17 protein-coding genes are annotated in these 18,127 nt (G+C 52.5%); 8 read left to right on the forward strand and 9 right to left on the reverse strand.

Annotation, left to right across the window (positions count from 1 at the left end):
• The first annotated feature begins 37 nt into the window (after positions 1 to 37).
• Positions 38 to 490, forward strand: coding sequence for a DUF2390 domain-containing protein (locus SIL79_RS03160; RefSeq protein ID WP_319618964.1), 453 nt, complete (start codon positions 38 to 40; stop codon positions 488 to 490).
• Here SIL79_RS03160 and SIL79_RS03165 read toward each other — a convergent pair.
• Together SIL79_RS03165 and SIL79_RS03170 are read right to left on the reverse strand one after the other, a co-directional pair.
• Positions 450 to 2,063: a GMC family oxidoreductase gene (locus tag SIL79_RS03165; RefSeq protein WP_319618965.1), complete on the reverse strand. Its 1,614-nt coding sequence runs from the start codon at positions 2,061 to 2,063 to the stop codon at positions 450 to 452. The genes SIL79_RS03160 and SIL79_RS03165 overlap by 41 nt on opposite strands.
• A gap of 19 nt (positions 2,064 to 2,082) precedes the next feature.
• Entirely contained in the window at positions 2,083 to 2,589 is a 507-nt protein-coding gene (locus SIL79_RS03170) for a TAT leader-containing periplasmic protein (RefSeq protein ID WP_319618966.1), read from the reverse strand.
• A gap of 122 nt (positions 2,590 to 2,711) precedes the next feature.
• Between SIL79_RS03170 and SIL79_RS03175 the strand changes: the two genes are divergently transcribed.
• From SIL79_RS03175 to SIL79_RS03185, 3 genes are all read left to right on the forward strand, one after another.
• Positions 2,712 to 3,689: a hydrolase gene (locus tag SIL79_RS03175; protein ID WP_319618967.1), complete on the forward strand. Its 978-nt coding sequence runs from the start codon at positions 2,712 to 2,714 to the stop codon at positions 3,687 to 3,689.
• Entirely contained in the window at positions 3,673 to 3,930 is a 258-nt protein-coding gene (locus SIL79_RS03180) for a YheU family protein (RefSeq protein ID WP_039035532.1), read from the forward strand. The genes SIL79_RS03175 and SIL79_RS03180 overlap by 17 nt, the downstream gene beginning before the upstream one ends.
• Before the next feature lie 103 nt (positions 3,931 to 4,033).
• On the forward strand, positions 4,034 to 4,921 hold the full coding sequence (locus SIL79_RS03185) for a phosphoribulokinase (protein ID WP_039035531.1): 888 nt from the start codon (positions 4,034 to 4,036) through the stop codon (positions 4,919 to 4,921).
• A 333-nt stretch (positions 4,922 to 5,254) separates the two neighbouring features.
• On the opposite strand, the gene SIL79_RS03190 is transcribed toward SIL79_RS03185, so the two are convergent.
• Positions 5,255 to 6,037, reverse strand: coding sequence for a tetratricopeptide repeat protein (locus SIL79_RS03190; RefSeq protein WP_039035549.1), 783 nt, complete (start codon positions 6,035 to 6,037; stop codon positions 5,255 to 5,257).
• A 356-nt stretch (positions 6,038 to 6,393) separates the two neighbouring features.
• On the opposite strand from SIL79_RS03190, the gene crp reads away from it, so the two are divergent.
• The 4 genes from crp (at position 6,394) to SIL79_RS03210 (ending at position 9,447) form a co-directional block, all read left to right on the forward strand.
• Complete coding sequence (gene crp / locus SIL79_RS03195) at positions 6,394 to 7,029, forward strand: cAMP-activated global transcriptional regulator CRP (RefSeq protein WP_025011303.1); 636 nt, start codon at positions 6,394 to 6,396, stop codon at positions 7,027 to 7,029.
• An 84-nt stretch (positions 7,030 to 7,113) separates the two neighbouring features.
• A complete protein-coding gene (locus SIL79_RS03200; protein ID WP_039035548.1) occupies positions 7,114 to 7,461 on the forward strand; it encodes a PepSY domain-containing protein in 348 nt (115 codons plus the stop codon).
• Entirely contained in the window at positions 7,442 to 8,116 is a 675-nt protein-coding gene (locus SIL79_RS03205) for a response regulator transcription factor (protein WP_039035530.1), read from the forward strand. The genes SIL79_RS03200 and SIL79_RS03205 overlap by 20 nt, the downstream gene beginning before the upstream one ends.
• Positions 8,116 to 9,447 (forward strand): ATP-binding protein, encoded by a 1,332-nt coding sequence (locus SIL79_RS03210; protein WP_039035529.1) that lies wholly within the window; start codon positions 8,116 to 8,118, stop codon positions 9,445 to 9,447. Before SIL79_RS03205 ends, SIL79_RS03210 begins: the two co-directional genes overlap by 1 nt.
• Before the next feature lie 92 nt (positions 9,448 to 9,539).
• On the opposite strand, the gene SIL79_RS03215 is transcribed toward SIL79_RS03210, so the two are convergent.
• The 6 genes from SIL79_RS03215 to astA form a co-directional block, all read right to left on the reverse strand.
• Positions 9,540 to 12,998, reverse strand: a complete 3,459-nt coding sequence (locus tag SIL79_RS03215) for a zinc-dependent metalloprotease (protein ID WP_144361025.1) — start codon at positions 12,996 to 12,998, stop codon at positions 9,540 to 9,542.
• 23 nt (positions 12,999 to 13,021) lie between these two features.
• Positions 13,022 to 13,885 carry a hypothetical protein gene (locus tag SIL79_RS03220; RefSeq protein ID WP_052248240.1) on the reverse strand — a complete coding sequence of 288 codons (864 nt, stop codon included), beginning with the start codon at positions 13,883 to 13,885 and terminating at the stop codon, positions 13,022 to 13,024.
• 52 nt (positions 13,886 to 13,937) lie between these two features.
• Positions 13,938 to 14,330 (reverse strand): hypothetical protein, encoded by a 393-nt coding sequence (locus SIL79_RS03225; RefSeq protein WP_101095568.1) that lies wholly within the window; start codon positions 14,328 to 14,330, stop codon positions 13,938 to 13,940.
• Positions 14,331 to 14,658: 328 nt separating this feature from the next.
• On the reverse strand, positions 14,659 to 15,459 hold the full coding sequence (locus SIL79_RS03230; RefSeq protein WP_071476526.1) for a DUF1338 domain-containing protein: 801 nt from the start codon (positions 15,457 to 15,459) through the stop codon (positions 14,659 to 14,661).
• An 83-nt stretch (positions 15,460 to 15,542) separates the two neighbouring features.
• Positions 15,543 to 17,003: a succinylglutamate-semialdehyde dehydrogenase gene (astD, locus tag SIL79_RS03235; protein ID WP_039035525.1), complete on the reverse strand. Its 1,461-nt coding sequence runs from the start codon at positions 17,001 to 17,003 to the stop codon at positions 15,543 to 15,545.
• Positions 17,004 to 17,013: 10 nt separating this feature from the next.
• The gene (gene astA, locus SIL79_RS03240; RefSeq protein WP_039035546.1) at positions 17,014 to 18,033 is read right to left on the reverse strand and encodes an arginine N-succinyltransferase; all 1,020 of its coding nucleotides are present in this window, start codon (positions 18,031 to 18,033) and stop codon (positions 17,014 to 17,016) included.
• Positions 18,034 to 18,127 lie beyond the last annotated feature (94 nt).

Here is an 18,127-nt window from a genome sequence, read left to right on the forward strand (position 1 = left end):
AAACCCGGGTGTTGAGATTGCAAGCAAGGAGAAAAGCGTGCCACATACGAGTCTGTTTACCTCTAGTCTTTGGCAGGAATGTGAAACACTTTACCCGGCGCTGGAAAGCCTGCTGATAAAGCTGCAGGACGAACACGGCCTGATAGTCAACCTCTTGCTGCTGGCGCTGACCCTGGACAACAAAGGCGTTAGCTTCAACCAGGGCTCGTGGGCCCAGCTCCACAGCGAAGTTGAGCAGTGGGAAAGCGGCATTCTGCGCCCCTATCGGCGGCTGAGACGCCTGGCCAAACCCAACCTGGGACAAACCGAGTACCAACAGATGTTGGATGTCGAGCTGATGATGGAACGCAGAGGGCAGCAGCTGATATTGCACAAACTCAACGGCCTGCCTCGCAGCGTCACTGAAGACAGGCAACACAATCTCAGTACCTATCTGGCGCAGTTCAACCTCAGTCCTCAGCAATATCCTGCACTGCTGGCTCAGGCTTGAGCCTCCGGGCCAGCAAGCTGGCGTTGCGCGCCGTCAAACCATAGATACTCAGCTGCGGATTGGCCCCCAAACTGCTGGGAAATACAGAGCCATCCATCACCGACAGATTGCTGTAGTAATGCGCCTGGCCTTCGCTGTTCACCCAGGATAACTGCCTGTCTTCCCCCATGGCGCAGCCGCCCATCACATGTGCTGAAGCCACTATGGTCTTCAGTGGCGCCAGCGGCATATTGGCAATAACCTGTTTGGCCTCTTGCCAGGAGGACAAAATTCCGGCGCCCTCATTGATGGGCATAACCTGCTCGGCGCCTGCGGCAAACTGCAGCTCGGCCATGCTGGCAAAAGCCCTTCTGGCGGCGGCAAACAGGGCCGGCGTCAGAGGGTAATCCAGCGCTGTACCTTTATCTGTCAGCAATACCTGGCCACCGGGCAATTCCGGCGAAAAGCCATCCCGGATCAGGGCTATGGTGACCTGCAGATGATTGAACCAGGACATCAACTCGGCATGCTGTGGCCCATAGCCCAAGGTCTTGGAGGCGATAAGCACAGGATGCACCGGCGGTACTTCCAGCTTATATCCAGGTTGACCAGTGGCACCATCTTGCCAAACAAACTGATCCGAATATATCGACTGCGGTGCCCCGGAGTGGGCATTGATTGCTTCCCGAAAGCGGGCGCCGCTGAGTACGGTTGGGTGTAAACAGGTCTGCTTGCCGAGGCGCTGATAGGGATCTGTCATTTGTGAGCGCAGCAGCAATGCCGGAGTGTGGATTGCCCCGGCCGCCACCACATAATGACGGGCGCGGATCATCAATTTGACACCTGTAGGCTTGTTATAGCCATCGAGCGCCTCGGCTCTAAGGGCAAAAACCCGCTCACCATGATGCTCGAAGCGTTCGGCGCGAACATGGCTGTATAGCTCTGCCCCGGCATTCAGGGCAGCAGGTATTGTGGTGACCAGCATGGATTGCTTGGCATTCACCGGGCAGCCCATGCCGCAGTACCCAGTGTTCCAGCAGCCCAGCACATTGCGTTTGATAACTGTGTAGTCCCAGCCAAGCGCGACACAGCCATCCCTGAGGGCCTGGTTGTTGCGGTTGGGATCTATCGGCCAGCGACTGATATTGAGCCTTTGCTCCATCTTGTCGAACCAGGGATCCAGCTCGCTGCGGGACAAACCTTTAACCCCAAGGCTTTGCCAATAATCCAAGGTGGCTTTGGGGGTTCGAATCGAAGTAGTCCAGTTGACTGTGGTGGAGCCGCCGACCGACTTGCCCTGAAAAATACCTATCCCCTTATCCAGGGTCTTCATGGCCGCCGCTTGCTGGTAGAGTTCTGGATAGGCGCGGCGCTCCTCCATCACAAAGTCAGACGATGACTTGAGCGGCCCGGCCTCCAACAGCAAGACCCTGAGCCCAGCCTGAGTCAATATTTCAGCCGCCGTACCGCCACCGGCACCTGTGCCTATGATGACGACATCAGTCTCCAGTTCAAGATCCTCGGCCAAAGAGGCACCATCTGTATGTTTCCAACCTGTGGCCAGCCCGGCCAAAATGGGATCAACTATCGGCAAATGTGTCTCCTGTGGGGTATTAGAGGGCCAGTTTCGGCTTGCTGTAGTTAAGCCCGCCCCAATGCTCAGGGCAGGCGTAATAGCTCGCCATCAACAGTTCTCTGAGACCAAGATAGGCTTGTTGCAGCAGCGCCATCCAAGCGCTGCGCCAGGACTCCAGCATGTCGACCAATTCATTGGGGCTGCGCAGCATCAGAGGCGTCATGCTGCCGCTCAGCAAAAGTAAGCCAAAGCGGTTTTCCAGCAAGTCGAGCAGCTGTTCCAGCTCCTGACGCTGGGCCTTAGGTAGCCATTTCAGGGTTTGATTGACCGCATCCAGAGTGCGATTGATGGCATCGACTCTATGCTTGCTAATCTCAGGCAATGCGCCTTCAAGCAACACAGGGATCAAGGCACCAAGCAGAAGATCATGGGGCTTTTCCCGCTCACTCAAGCTGGCAATCTCCTCATCCACATAGAGGCTGACACCTAACGCCAGCGCCGTTGTTCCTCCCAAAGCCCACAATAGAAACTGCCGTCTTTGCATGCCTGTCCTCCTGTCATTTCCCTGCACTCGGCTGTGCTGACATCTGTGTTACAATCCGGCCGATAACCAATTAACCACAGCAAAGCGCCCACGGCAATAGGCCATTTTGCATGCGAGATCCCATGAGCAGCAGTTTTCGTCCGCCCTGGTGGGCCAGAAGCCCCCATTTTCAAACTATCATTCCCGTGCTGACCAAAGTGGCGGGGTTGCCGCTGCGGCGTGAGCGTCTGGAACTGGAAGATGGTGACTTTATCGATCTCGACTGGCTCAAGACGCCAACCCCGGGTAAGCCCTTATTGGTAATACTGCACGGGCTGGAAGGCAGCGCCGACTCCCACTATATCCGCCGCCTGCTGCGTGAGTGTCAGAAGCAGAGACTGGCCGCCGTAGTGCACCATCACAGAGGCTGCTCGGGTGAAGACAATCGCCTGGCGCGCAGTTACCACAGCGGTGATACGGCCGATATCAGCCATAGCCTGCAAACCCTGAAGCAGCGCTATCCCCACTCGCCTCTACTGGCGGTAGGTTACAGCCTCGGCGGCAATGTACTGGCCAAGTACCAGGGAGAATTTGCAGATAAAAGCCTGCTCAGCCGCGCCGCCGTGGTATCGGCACCGCTGGCGCTTGCATCCTGCGCCAAGCGGCTGGAGAAAGGCTTCTCCAAAGTTTATCAAAGTTATCTTATCCGCCAATTGCAGCAAAAAATGTTGCTGAAACTCGAGCGGGGCAACAGCCAGTTGCCGCTGAATGGTGAAGCCATCAAACGGCTGAACACCTTTTATGATTTTGACCATCAGGTGACTGCACCGCTGCACGGTTTCAACGGTGTCGATGACTATTATCAAAAGGCCAGCGCCTTGCCTTTATTGGGTAAGATAGCCAAACCGACCCTGATAATTCATGCAGCAGACGACCCTTTTATGACTGACGCCGTTATCCCATCATTGGCACATCTGCCCGCCTGCGTCGAATATGAACTTCATGCCAATGGCGGCCATGTAGGCTTTATTGAGGGTGGCACACCGTGGCGACCACGCTATTATCTGGAGCAGCGATTGCTGCGTTATCTGACGGAGTCAACTCATGCTGATACCCTATGAATCCCTGCTGCAACTGCCCAAGGAAACCCTGGATAACCTGATTAAGGAATACCTGCTTTCCCAGGTGGAAGACGGCAGTTTCGATTCCCTAGGTGACAAGGCGTTGGAGCAGGCCATCGGCAAGTGCCATCTGGCGCTCAAGAGCGGCCATTTACTGGTAGAATTCAGCGAAGATGACGAGTCCGTTGCCATCCGCTCCCGCGAGGAAATCATGCGCCGAACTCCACTTGCCCATGATTGACCCGTCCCCCTGCATTCCTTTATAAGTAGTTAACTAAAGGTTAACGGGCCAGATAACCACAGTGTTGGCCTGCGGCCCAAGTTCTTTGAAACAGGTAGGAAAAATGTCTGCAAAACATCCAATTATCGCAGTGACAGGTTCATCGGGGGCCGGAACCACGACTACCACAACCGCCTTCAGTCACATCTTCAGACAACTGGGGATCAATGCGGCCATGGTGGAAGGGGACAGCTTTCACCACTATACCCGCGCCGAAATGGAAGTGATGATCCGCAAAGCCAAGGCCGAAAACCGCAACATCAGCTATTTTGGTCCGGAAGCCAATGACTTTGCCCGTCTGGAGAAGTGTTTTGCCGACTATGCCGGCACGGGACAAGGGGAAACCCGCTCCTACCTGCATACCTTCGATGAAGCCGTGCCTTACAACCAGATGCCGGGTACCTTTACCCAATGGCGGCCGCTACCGGAAGACACGGATATGCTCTACTACGAGGGGCTGCATGGCGGTGTAGTGACCGGCGAAAGCAATGTTGCCCAGCACGTGGATCTCTTGATTGGCATGGTACCCATAGTCAACCTGGAGTGGATCCAAAAGATCATCCGCGATACCTCTGAGCGCGGCCATACCCGTGAAAAAGTGATGGGCTCAATCGTGCGTTCGATGGACGACTATATCAATCACATGACGCCGCAATTCTCCCGCACTCATATCAATTTTCAGCGGGTCCCTACGGTAGATACCTCCAACCCCTTCAGTGCCAAGGATATTCCCAGTCTGGATGAAAGCTTTGTGGTGATCCGTTTTCGCGGCATCAACAATGTCGACTTTCCTTACTATTTGAAGATGATCCAAGGGGCTTTTATGTCCAGGGTTAACACCCTGGTCGTGCCGGGAGGCAAGATGTCATTGGCGATGGAGCTTATTCTGACGCCGCTTATCAAAGACCTGATGGATAAGCGCCAAGCCCTGCTGGAGCAGGATATTGAATAAGCTGGTTGCAGATAAATTTTGGCTTCAGACTCGATTAAGTTTGATTTAAGTCTAAAAGGGTAAATTACAGTCATCGGGATTTCAGGCGAAATACTGATGGTTGACATACTCTTGGGGATAGATTCCCCCATCTTGATCTGTTTGTTCCCTCGAGTATGTCAACAACCTACCCTATTTTATATGCCCATAATGGGCATTTTTTATTGCCCGAATTCTTGCTCCCCATGCAAGCGCCCTTATCTTCCTCTGACGCAAACACAATCAACCACAGCTAAAACCCCAGCGTTCAGCAAAGGAATTATCCGTATCGGCTTGAAGCATTCACAATGGGCGTTATTCCATCAAGGGCACCACTTCACGGTAAGGCTTGTGACTGCGATAACTCTCCAGCCGCTGCCTAAATTCAAGCGCTTTACTGAAATCCTGTGACTGCTCAAGCGCTGCAATGGCCTGCTGCTGAGTCGCCACCGCAGCGGTAAAATCTCCCAATTCGGCGTAAGCTGCCGCCAGGTTATCGAGATTTGTGGGGTCCTGATTGTTAACTTCCAGTAGTTGCTTAGCAAGCGCCAACGCCCGACCACCATCTCGGTACTTGGCTTCCGGGCAAGTGGCCAGGATCCAGGCGGCATTGCCAAGAGAGATGTCATCACCGGCCGAGCTGAAAAACGCCACAGCCTTGCCGCAATGGCGGTTAACCCCTTCGCCGCCGGAAGCATAGAGGAAACCCAGTCTGAACTTGGCCCAATGGTTGCCCTGTTCAGCCAACGGCAGATACCAACGCTCGGCCAGCGCCAGATCCCGCTGCATTAACTTGCCTTCAAATGCCAGGTCTGCCAGGGTTTGCTGCGCCTTGGTCTCGCCCCCTTCGGCAGCTTTGGTCAACCAGGCGAGACCGGCAATTTTGTCCTCGACGACGAAACGGCCGGAGAGGTACATCAAGCCAAGCAGGTACTGAGCTTCCACTTCACCATTGGCGGCATTGAGCTGAATATAAGCCAGTTTGCTGGCGGCAATTTCCTTGCTTGGCTGGGGAATGGCAAAGGCCTGTAACTGTCCACTGAACAGACTCAAGGCCAACATGGCAGCCGCTGCAATTAAGGGGGTCTTCACTCTGATACCCTTTGGTAATCTATGCATACAGACTCATAAATTAGCCCGAACCCGGCGTGAAAGTCGAGGTGAATTCAACAATAAAATGCTAATAATAGCCCTCAATGTGCTTGGCGAATTGTGAGCAAGGCTGAGAAGATGTGATTTAACCTACAGACTCGAGCGAATCCAGAGGCTTTTAATCTGAATTGGTTGACATGTATCACTAAAGTATCAGAATGATAACCAAGATTAGCGATTTAATTGCGTTGATTCACTTAGTCTAAACTAAGACCAGGTTCAAAGTTTACTCTTTGATATTGACGTAAAATCCTTATTTAGAATATCCTTACTTTCGTTTTAATCAATCGAGGAACATAGGCATGGCTCTGATTGGTAAGCCAAAACCAGATCCGACTTTGGAGTGGTTTTTATCACACTGTCACATTCATAAGTATCCAGCCAAAAGCACCCTGATCCATGCTGGTGAAGATTCAGACACTCTGTATTACATAGTTAAAGGGTCTGTTGCCGTATTGATTAAAGATGAAGAAGGTAAGGAAATGATCCTCTCTTATCTGAATCAGGGCGACTTTATCGGTGAATTAGGTCTGTTCGAAGAGCAAGCCGAGCGTACCGCTTGGGTTCGCGCCAAGCAAGCCTGTGAAATTGCTGAAATCTCTTACAAGAAGTTCAAGCAGCTGATCCAGGTTAACCCTGAAATCCTGATGAAACTTGCCGCTCAGATGGCACATCGTCTACAGAGCACCAGCCAAAAAGTGGGCAACCTGGCCTTCCTCGACGTAGCAGGTCGTATCGCTCAAACTCTGTTGCACCTGGCCAAACAGCCTGATGCCATGACCCACCCAGACGGCATGCAGATCAAAATCACCCGTCAGGAAATCGGTCAGATTGTTGGTTGTTCCCGCGAAACTGTGGGCCGCATCCTCAAAATGCTGGAAGAGCAGAACCTGATCCAGGCGCACGGTAAAACCATAGTGGTTTACGGTACCCGCTAAGCCAGCTTCAGCTTGATTTAAGCCTGATTCTATAGAGTGGCCAAGGTAATATCCTTGGCCACTTTTGTTTTTCGGGAGCATCAATTGAGAGGGCTATTTTTCATTAGCTTTATTAGCCTGACTTTGAGTACTGCAAAGGCTGAAGTGGCCAGTCCCCACCTGGAACCCGATCACGATATCGCCAAGGAATTAGTGAAATCCGGGACGATTCTCTCCTTGGATGCCACTCTCTCTCAGCTACAATGGGTGTGCCATGGCAAATTGATCGACGCTCATCTCTATCAGAAAGATGGTGAATGGCGTTATGATTTGCAGATAAAAGTCGAACATGGCCATATCGTCAACCTGAGCCTAAATGCAGGCACAGGTTTACCCGATAACCTAACCCCATTACCGAGCGAATGTCGTCCCAATGAAACTGCTACTCGTTGAAGATAACGCCCTGCTGGTTGAAGAACTGGCAAAACAATTAAAGCAAGCAGGCTATGTCACGGATGTCACCGACAAAGCCATAGAAGCTGACTATCTGGTCAAAGAAACCCAGTATGACTGCATCATTCTCGATATCGGCCTGCCCGATGGCAACGGCTTGCAGTTGCTGGAAAAATGGCGTCAGCAGGGACTGACCACTCCTGTGATCATGCTGACCGCTCGCAGTCAGTGGCATGAAAAGGTCGAAGGCTTCAATGCCGGCGCCGATGACTACCTGGGCAAGCCCTTTCATACCCAAGAGCTGCTGGCCAGACTGCAGGCAATTATCCACCGAACCCATGGCCGTGCCACTGTGCCCGGCAAACAATTGAACTTCGGCGGCGTCAGTCTGGATGAAGCCGAACAGACAGTAACAGTCAATGGACAAAGTTTCGACCTGACTGCCATGGAGTTTCGCTTGCTGCGAATTTTCTTGATGTCACCCAAGAAACTGCTTTCCAAAGCACAGCTTACCGATAAGCTGTATCAATTTGACGATGAGAAAGAGAGCAATGTGGTCGAGGTCTATGTCACCCACCTGCGTAAAAAACTGGGTAAGACGGCGATAGAAACCCGTCGTGGCCAAGGTTATATCTTTCACGGCAGCCAATCCTGATGATGTCCATCCGCACCAAGCTGAGCCTGTGGCTAACAGCACTGGTGTTACTGAGTACCCTGATAGGCCTGGCGTTTATGGAGTCCATGCTGCGTCAGGCATTTCACGACTCTATCATCAACCGCTTGCAGGAAGATCTGGAACAGGTGGCACTGGCGACTCACCTCAATGACGGTGAGATCCTGATAGATCAGAGCCTGCTTTCCGGCTTCTACAAACCCGCCTATTCCGGGCGCTATTACCAGCTCAACCTGCCGGATAGGGAGATCCGCTCCCGCTCCTTGTGGGATCAACGCCTGGAGATAGTGCAATTGGAGCCAGGGCAAACCCGCGCCTGGCAAACCAAGGGGCCACAAAATCACGATATTCAGTTGTTGTCACTGGGGCTGACCTCCAGCAGCAAGAAGATCAATGCCACTTTGACAGTGGCACAGGATCTCAGCATAGGCCGTAAGGTATTTACCGAGGTTTATGGCACTAAACTGAGTGTCAACCTGGCTATGCTGCTGGCGATGATCCTGGGGATATTTCTGGTATTGAGGCAATCCTTCAAGCCGGTTAAGCAGATAAAACAGGCGCTGGCCAAACTCAGGGAGGGGGAAATCAACTCGCTGTCACTGGAGACTATTCCTCCCGAAGTCAAACCTCTGGCCGAAACCTACAACGAGTTACTTGAATACACCAGTAATCAAATTCAGCGCAGCCGTAATAATCTGGGCAATCTCAGCCACGGTCTGAAGACACCACTGGCGGTGATGCGTCAGCAGGTCGAGGCGCTGGGGTTGAAAGATCCCGACACCGCCAGGGCACTGGAACAGCAGTTGGAGCAGATCCACAAGATGATAGAGCGTAAACTGGCGGCAGCGCGAATAACCGGCGATATGCTACCTGCGGCGCAGCTGGTACTGCCAAGGGATCTGGAAAGCCTGTGCCAAACCCTGGATAAGGTGCATAGATACAAACAAATCAGTTGGCGCTTCGATATCAGCGATGGCATTCCCAGGCTGCCAATCCACAGGGAAGACGGTATGGAGCTGCTCGGTAACCTGTTGGATAACGCCTATAAATGGGCCTCTAGCCTGGTATTGGTGAGGGTATGGCAACATCAGGGGCAGGTATATGTCAGTGTCGAAGACGATGGTCCCGGGGTGGCAGAAAAAAACATGCAAACCCTCACCCGCCGCGGCAATCGTCTGGATGAAGAGATCAATGGTCATGGATTAGGATTATCGATAGTCAAGGATATTGCCGAGCAGTATCAGTTGGATATCGACTTCAGCAGAAGCCCGGCACTGGGCGGACTCAAGGTTTCACTGACCTTTAAGGCCTGAAGGTTAGCCTGGCTCCTCAAAGAGCCACTGAAACAAGAATAAAGAACCCAGACTAGGCTGGGTTCTTTGCTATCAAGCTGTCAGACCTTGGCTCAATCAAGCACAGGCAGGTAGCTCAGAGCCAAACGATCACGGCTCAGTTGACCATTGAGTATCTCACCCACAGTGCCGCCCTTGAGCTGCTGCGCCAACAGTTCAGGAGAAGCCGAGGCGATAAACTGCTGCACTTCCTTGATGCGGGCAATCAGCGCCAGCGCCAACTTGTTCTCGGCGGTGGCGGCATAGATTTTACCGTTCAGGGACACTTGGGCCTGCATATCCAGCCCAGGGGCAGCCTGATGAATACCGACATATTCACGCCATACCCTGGCCTTTTGCTCACCCTGATAGTCGCTGTCGACCGAGGCCAACACCACTTGTCTCAGCATCATCTGCAGCAGGTTGCTCTTGCCTTTGGGTTGACCATTGACTGTATCAAAACCAAAGAAGCGTGATACTGTGCGGTCATAATTGGGCAGAGGCTCTATGCTCTGGCTGGCAAAATCGCTGTAGTAAGGCAGATACGTTTCCAGCTCAGGGCTGCTGTTACAGGCATCGGCAAACAAAGGCTTGCCATTGCTGACCAGATCCGGGCCATTACCCAGCGCCATGCGGCAAAGCATCTCTTCGAACAGCTTGCCGGTTTGTGGCAGATCCACCAGCGCCTTGTGACCGCGGCTGGAAGTCGATCTCGGAGTCGTGCGGCTCACCAAGGCACGCACTGCCAACAGTTTGTCCGGCCATACCCCAAGCACATCTCGCTCGTTGACATAAGGATGGTTGGGCGAGCCTTCAGGCGCCTTGACCCCGTTCAGCAAACGACCGGCGAAGGTAACATCGGCGCTCAGCATATCCCGGAACTCTTCCTTGATACCATAGTTGATGATCAGTTCCTTCAGCGCTTCTGGAGAGTCGGCAAACCGGCTGATCACTTCACCCGGAGCAAACCTCATGGTCATGTCGGCGCTCTTGAAACGATATTGCTCCAGCAACTTGGCAAAGTTGTACTGCTGTCTCAGCGCTGCCTGGCCATCTGCAGTGCGGAAGGTGACATCTACCACAGCATCATTTTCACCGGCAAGGCGCAGAAACAGGTCGGCCGCCTTGTTCATCGCCCTTTGGTTGGCACAATACCAGGTATCCTGGCCAGCTGCTTCTTTCACCTGGCAGTCGTTGGCGAAGAAGTTTTCCGGCAAGTCAAAGATCCCCTCGAGGAAGCTGACATCTTCGATAAACTGGCGGATCTCATCAAACTGGCGCTTGCGGGCAATGGTGTAACCCAGGCTGTGATCTTCATAAAGGGACTGACGGTTATGTCTCAGGTTACTGGTTTCATAGCTGTCCTGATATCTGTCGATATAGAACTGGGCAATGTCATCCAGGTTCTGACCGGCATCACTGCGGTTACAGTTACTGTTGAGCGACACATGCTCGTCGGTACAGAAGGCATAGCTGCGCAGCTTGTGGTCGCGGGCAATGTTATAGAGCGCACCGAAACGAGTCTCGCCCTGGAGCACGCCCTTTTGCAGCTCCTCACGACGCTTGGCATCTTCCTCTTTGAGGGAAACAAAATCACCATTTTCGGCTTCAACTTCACGGGCATAACCGAAACGCAGCGCCGCCAGGTCATAGGGCTCAAAAGTGGTCGCAAAGCGGTTAACGTTATAGTCCATCTGGCTGGAAAATTCGGCGTTCACTTTCAGATCCGAATAACCGGCACCGGCAAAAGCCTGGTTCAGTGTTTCCATTTCCTGTTGGCTAAAGGTGTTGTCACCATCGCGGCTACCGGCGAAGTTGTGTCTCAGGCCGAAGTTATGGCCCAGTTCATGGGTCAGAGTACCGGCAAAGGCTTGGGCGGCCAGCGCAGTGCTCAGGCTATCTTGCAGATCCAGGCTCAGCTTCTCGAATGCCTGCAGCTTACCGCCAACTTCACCATTGGCCCACAATTCGGCATTCTGCCAATCAATCTTGTGGTCCTTAACACCGGTCGGCAACATTCTTTGCTGACCGCCTGCGGCAAACACAGTGTCGATATGCATCAAAGTATGCTCGGACCAATAGTCACGGCTGGCTTCATCGAAGTCGGCCAAGGCGTTGAACTGTTGCTCAGCGGGTTTGAGTGGCAGAGCAGCCGGAGTGGCGGCTACCATCACATCGGCAGGCTTGTCCAGCGCGGCAGGCGCAGTTTCCAATGTTGCTAAAGCTGCAGGCTTAACCACGGCTTGCTGATAAGGCACGCCGGTGAGCGCTTCGACCGAAGCCGCATCCAGCTTGCCACGGTTATAATCCAGCATCAGTTGCCGATAGTAACGCACCGCGCCTTGCTTGAGGTTGGAGCTGTATTGGTTAACCCTGGCGCTGACAATCTCCCCTGTCAGTGGGTTGGCTGCTGATGGACCGTAACCGGCCAGACCGTTATCCAGAGGTTCATCAAACAGAGTGATATGGTTATAACGCAGATCGCCATGGCGTTTATCGCCCGCCTGCTCCAGCTTAATCTGTGGCAAGCCGGTATGATACCGACTGTTGGCGATATTCATCGCGGTCACAGACTCGATAGCCGCATCCAGGAAAGGCTTGTTCTTGGCTTCATAGAAGTTGTTGGACAAGTAGTACACCAACTCTCCCTTGGCCGGGTTGAAGCGGTTCAGGTAGGTTCGAACATAGCCATCCACCCCCTCTGAGTCGGTTCTGTCCCGATAGCTGTGACTGGAGTTGAAGAAACCAAAAGTGCCCTTCTCATGCTCGCTGTAAGGAATGGCTTGATAATCTTCACTGGCCAGCTGATCCAGCGCCACTATGGAGATAAATTCCGTAGTGGTGAACGACAGGTTATCCAGATTGCCACCGTAGAACTGATTGAAACACTGGCCCGATGCCTGGTAGGTGTGTTCAATCTCGAAGTTGATCACCCCCTTGTCCAGATCCATTTCATAGCCTTTGTAGGTTCCGGCATTGACCAGTTTTGGAGATTCAGTTTCGGTGACACACTCACCAAACATAAAGATATCGTTGATCCCCAGCTCAGCTATCTTGGTGTCGGCAAAGTCAGGCACAAAAAAGCGCTTGTCCTGCCAGGTCAGGTTGGCATCGGTATTGACCTGCTCGACGTTGATACATTCTCGCCACTTGTCTTCGGTACATCTGAAGTCTATGTATTCACCGGGGATGGTCAGCACTGGCGCCTGGTTGATGCCCTCCTGGTAGCGGCTGTCATGACCAAGACCTATGGCGTCCCGATCCAACTGACGAACCTGAATGCCATTCTCTGTCTTGTGCAGGGTCACTAACTTGGGATCACCTTGGCTAAAGCCGCGGATGGCAGCGGCATACCGCGGCGCCTTGCCGACACTGCGGATATAGAGATATTGGCGCTCACCGGCCTTCTCTATCGAGTCGCTGCTAATCTGTTTCTCATCTTTGGGCAACTCCTTGTATGGTTCTTCTCCTGCCCCACATCCTGCGAGTGCCAGGCTGGCTGCAATCGCCAGACTCAGACTTGACTTCTTCATTTAATCCTCTGAATAAATTGAGTTTATAAGTATTTTGTTACTGAGAAATAGAAGGTAGAGCTGCGCTTGTTATACAGCTCAAATCCTTCGGAAGGCCCCAGTTCCGGGTGGTAGAAACGGCCGCTGTTGTTATGGCCAATGGCCAGTGTCCAACTATCGGCAGGCATCCATCCCAGTTCCTGGGCAAAGGTGAATTGGTCATCCATACGACGACCACGGTAGTTCTTCGACATCCGATAGCGGCCGCTGATATCCAGGTACCAATGACTGGCAAATTGCCAATAGGCATCGGCCACCAGATCGACCTGATGTTCAATCAGCACCCGCTCACCGGCGGTCTTGTACTTGTAGGCGTTGTACCTGTATCTGGGAGACAGGTAGAAGCTGAAGTTGCCCTCAGGACGATAGAAGAGATAAGCCGCCACTCTGGGGGCATACTCCAGTCTATCCAGCTTGGTGTAATGCGCCGCCGGCAGATAAACACCGACACTGCCCTTAAGCGACAGAGTGTCGGTCAGGGAATAGAGTGGCGTTCGATACTCGAACAAGGGGTCAAAAAAGCTCGACTCCTTACCGTGCAGCGTCTCTTTTTCACCGCCAAAGGTCAGCAGTACACTGCCCCAATCACTGTTGTAATCGACCCTGGCATCCAGGCTATAAGCCCGGTAAGCATCGAAAGCCGATTCACTGTAGGCATTGCGGGTATAAGACGCATTGAAATAGGCAGTCCATTCGCCGAATTCTTCCTGTTTGAGTTCAAACTCATTAACCGCCTGAGCTTGTCCCGCAAGCAATAGTAAGCCCAGCAAAGGGAAGATCGTCTTTGCTTTTTTACTTTTTATTATGCGTGACAAGGCCAGATCGCGGTGATAGATACCGGATCTCATATTTAAAAGCCTTAATTTATTTAAAACGAATTAATCTGGAGCTAATTCCAGTCTAAGAGGTACTGCCACGAATAGGTTTTACCCATTCGAGAAGTAATTGCGCCCAATAGGGCATCCAACCAAAGGAAAGTTGCGGGACACCCAGGTTGGGAATACGGGGCCCGCAGAAGAACAAAATAAACCAACTGACTGCTATGGCTTTAAACACTTCGGCCAAGACGGCGTTATCTGCCAGTTTAACAGCCATAATACAAGGCAAGGAAAGAGAATAGATTGCCAGCTGATTTACCTGTGATGTGTTCTGTTTGGCAATAGATATCAGTGTATTAACTTCTTCAAACTCATTAGATATCGCTGCATTAGAAAAAGCCAAAAACAATAGCAAAGGCATGGCCAACTTGACCAAGCTCAGTAATTTATTATTCGACTTTGTTCTCTCGTTCATGGTTTTTTCGCTGTTCCAAGTGGAATAGCGTCTCGATATTGATACTAATGCACTTAATACGCATTGTTACGTATGTAAACAAGCATAGGCATGAAAAACCTTACAATCAACACCAATACTTAATGACTAGTCTAAATAGATTAAAAACTGGGTGTACGTCATAAAAAACATCATAAAAACAAATTAATAAAGCATGCAAAACACCAATGAAAAAACATATTTAAAACACAATAAAAACATTGAGACATCAAAATATTAAGCATGTCGTTTTGTTTATAAAAAAAAGCCTCCCTAATTAAGGAGGCCATTTATAAGAATTTAAGCAATGCTATGCTTTGACGTTAGTGCTCTCAAAAATCTTATCTGCCGAGGCCGCAACAAAGCCGGTATAGAGTTCACCATCGGCTTTAGGGTAACGCAGGGCAAATTCATAGAAACAACTGGGGATCTCTACCGTCTTGTCATCAAAGGCGACGGGGATTCTGTCGGCCATGGTGGACGACTGTTCCAACAAGACTTCAGCTGAGCCTTTGATCTCACCGCCCACACTGTTGAGGATAAAACCAGCTTCCTTGAGCGCGGTATTGACAGCGGCCAGGGTGCTGAACTCGGCCAGATGGTTCACAGACACGGTAAAGTGATTGGCACGATAACCAAAGGCGGCAACCCAGGCAGCATACTCACTCTCGGCAAGCAGGGCTTGGTAGGTGCCATAATCAAGCTGCCAATGCCTGCCTGAATAAGTAAAGTTATCTGCGGTCAAAGCCTGGGTTGGGATCTGCTCAACCAAGTCGGTAACCCGTTGTTGCAGCTCTGGGCTAAACTCTTCCACCAGCAGCTCGGAAATGAAGACCTTGGGCTGAGTCGGATCCGGATGCTCAAAGTGCTTCGCCACCAGCTTTTTCTGCTCAAAGCGATAATCTCCGCAAGCCACATAGCCCAGCGCTTCGAAATGGGCCGCCAGCACATCCAAGCCCACCTTGGGCAGATTAAATGTACGCAAGGCGATATGGTCGTTAATAATCGCCTTGCCTTGACCCAACAGCTGATGCACTTTGGCCGCCGAAGGCGTCATCTTGATATAGTCCTGCCACATGGCATTGAACAGCGCATTGATATCTGTATGCATGGTTATTCCCTGTGTAATGCAGTTTGCCCAAAGGCAAATGGTATGTTCAAAAAAGGGAAGCGCCACTGCGCTTCCCTTCACTGTCAGAGGCTAAGTCCCGGACTCAATGCCTGTGGCAAACTCAAACCATCGGCCTCCATGGAAGCCACGGGGTAAGCACAATAGTCGGCCGCATAGAAGGCGCTGGCTCTGTGGTTACCCGATGCCCCGACGCCGCCGAATGGCGCCGCACCAGAGGCTCCGGTGATCTGCTTATTCCAGTTCACTATGCCGGCACGAATCCGTGCCAGGAAATAGTCATAGTCTTCACGGCTATCAGCCAGCAGCCCGGCAGAAAGGCCATAACGGGTATCATTGGCCAGCGAAATCGCCTGATCAAAGCTGCTATAGCGCACCAGTTGCAGCAAGGGCCCAAAATACTCTTCATCGGGCAGTTCAATCACCTCGGTAACATCAATCAGCCCAGGTGACACCAGGCCGGTACCGCTCTCAATATGGGTCAGTTCCACCAGCGAAACCCCGCCGAGATTCTGCAGATTACGCTGCGCCGCGACCATGCCCTTGGCGGCTGCTTCAGAGATCATCGAGCCCATAAAGGGCTGTGGTTCGGCATTCCAGGGGCCGACAGCTATCGCTTTGACCGCTGCAACCAGGGCAGTAACCAAAGCATCGCCCTGCTCACCTTTCTCTATGTAGAGACGGCGGGCACAGGTACAACGCTGGCCACTGGAGATATAGGCAGATTGAATAATTTCGTGCACGGCCGCCTTGATATCACTGATCCCTTTAACGATGAGCGGATTGTTACCACCCATTTCCAGGGCAAGGATCTTGCCCGGATGACCGGCGTACTGCTGATGCAGCAAGTGGCCGGTGCGGGAGCTGCCGGTAAAGAACAGACCATCAAGCTGAGGATGTGAAGCCAGCGCCTTGCCGGTTTCCACTTCGCCCTGCACCAGGTTGATAACCCCGGCTGGCAGACCGGCTTTCTCCCACAGCTTGAGCATCAGCTCTGCCACTTTTGGCGTCAGTTCCGATGGCTTGAATACCACGGTGTTGCCCGCCAGCAAAGCCGGTACTATATGGCCGTTAGGCAGATGGCCTGGGAAGTTATAAGGCCCAAAGACCGCCACCACGCCGTGGGGCTTATGTCTCAGCACGGCCCGCCCGGCAGGCAGTTCATTTTCAGTTTCGCCGGTACGCTTGTGATAAGCCGCAACCGACAGACCGATTTTGCCTATCATGGCACCCGCCTCGGTGGCCGTTTCCCACAATGGCTTACCGGTTTCCTGCGCTATGGTGTCGGCGATTTCCGCCTTATGGGCTTCCAGCTGATCGCGATAAGCCTCTATCACCTGCAGGCGGCCGTCAAAACCGAGCATAAACCAGTCAAACTGTGCCTCTCTGGCGGCTGCAACGGCAGCTTCTACTTGAGCCGGAGTAGCGGCATTACCCTGCCACAGGGTTTCACCGTTGGCCGGGTTGCTTGAACTCATTGCCTGGCCTTCGCCAGCGAGCCATTGGCCCTTGATAAATTGTGTCATTATGCTGTTCCTATATTGCCAATACCCTGACCGATTGCCCGTCTGCCACCAAGAGTGCGGCGGCCAACTCGCTCGACAGGATCACTTCTTCACTGTCGTCTGTCAGCGCCAGCTTGGCCGAACCGGCACGGTAGTCTGCCAAATGGGTGTTGGAGAGAATAAAGCTGTCCTTTGATTGAGGCATATCACCGATACGCACCGTCAGTAAGCGACTCTCGCGCACGGAGCGAATATCCGCCAGGTTGCATTCAACCGTGGGGCCACCATCAAAAATATCCACATAGTTGCGCCAGCGGAAACCTTCCGCCTGTAACAGGCTCAAGGCCGGGCGTGTATTGGTGTGCACTTCACCGATAACCTTCTGCGCCGCTTCGGGCAACAGGCAAACATAGACAGGGCTGCGGGGCATCATCTCGGCCATAAAAGCCTTCTGTCCCAGACCTGAGAGGTAATCGGCCTGAATAAAATCTATGCCGAGGAAGTTTTGCTGCAGCCAGCCGTAGAAAGGGGAATTACCGTTCTCATCGCTGACCCCACGCATCTCGGCGATAACAGTTTCACCGAATCGATTGGCATGCTGGGCCAAAAACAGAAAGCGGCTGCGTGACAGCATGCGGCCATTGTTGCCCTTGCGGTAGGAATCTCTCAGAAACAGGGTGCAGAGCTCGGCGGCACCTGTGTAATCATGACACAGGCTGAGGGTTTCAACCTCGTTACGTACTTCTATCTGCGACGAATGATAAACCTCTGTACCCAGACGGTAATGGTAGAAGGCATCTTCCATTCCCACCGCGGCTTCCAGACCACAGGTGCCCACAACCTCTTGGGTCTCTGTGTCTTCCAGCACCATGAGGTAACCTTCATCAAAAGGCGTTTCCACCGCCTTGGCGAAAGAGGTTTCCGAACGGGCGATTTTGCGGGTCAGCAGTTCATCATTGACCGGCAGCGAGGTGAATCCATGGCCCGATTCCTCGGCGATACAGCGCAGCGCCGGGAAATCTGAGGCTCGGATAGGCCGTATGATTAACATGGTTAAATCTCCACTCATCCACAGTTGCTGCTCCGTCGGGCCTGCCCGTCAGAACAGCAGCTGTGAGTTTATTGCGCTAAGTGGGCCAAGGCCC

This window comes from Shewanella indica, from assembly GCF_033842865.1.
GTDB lineage: Bacteria > Pseudomonadota > Gammaproteobacteria > Enterobacterales > Shewanellaceae > Shewanella > Shewanella indica.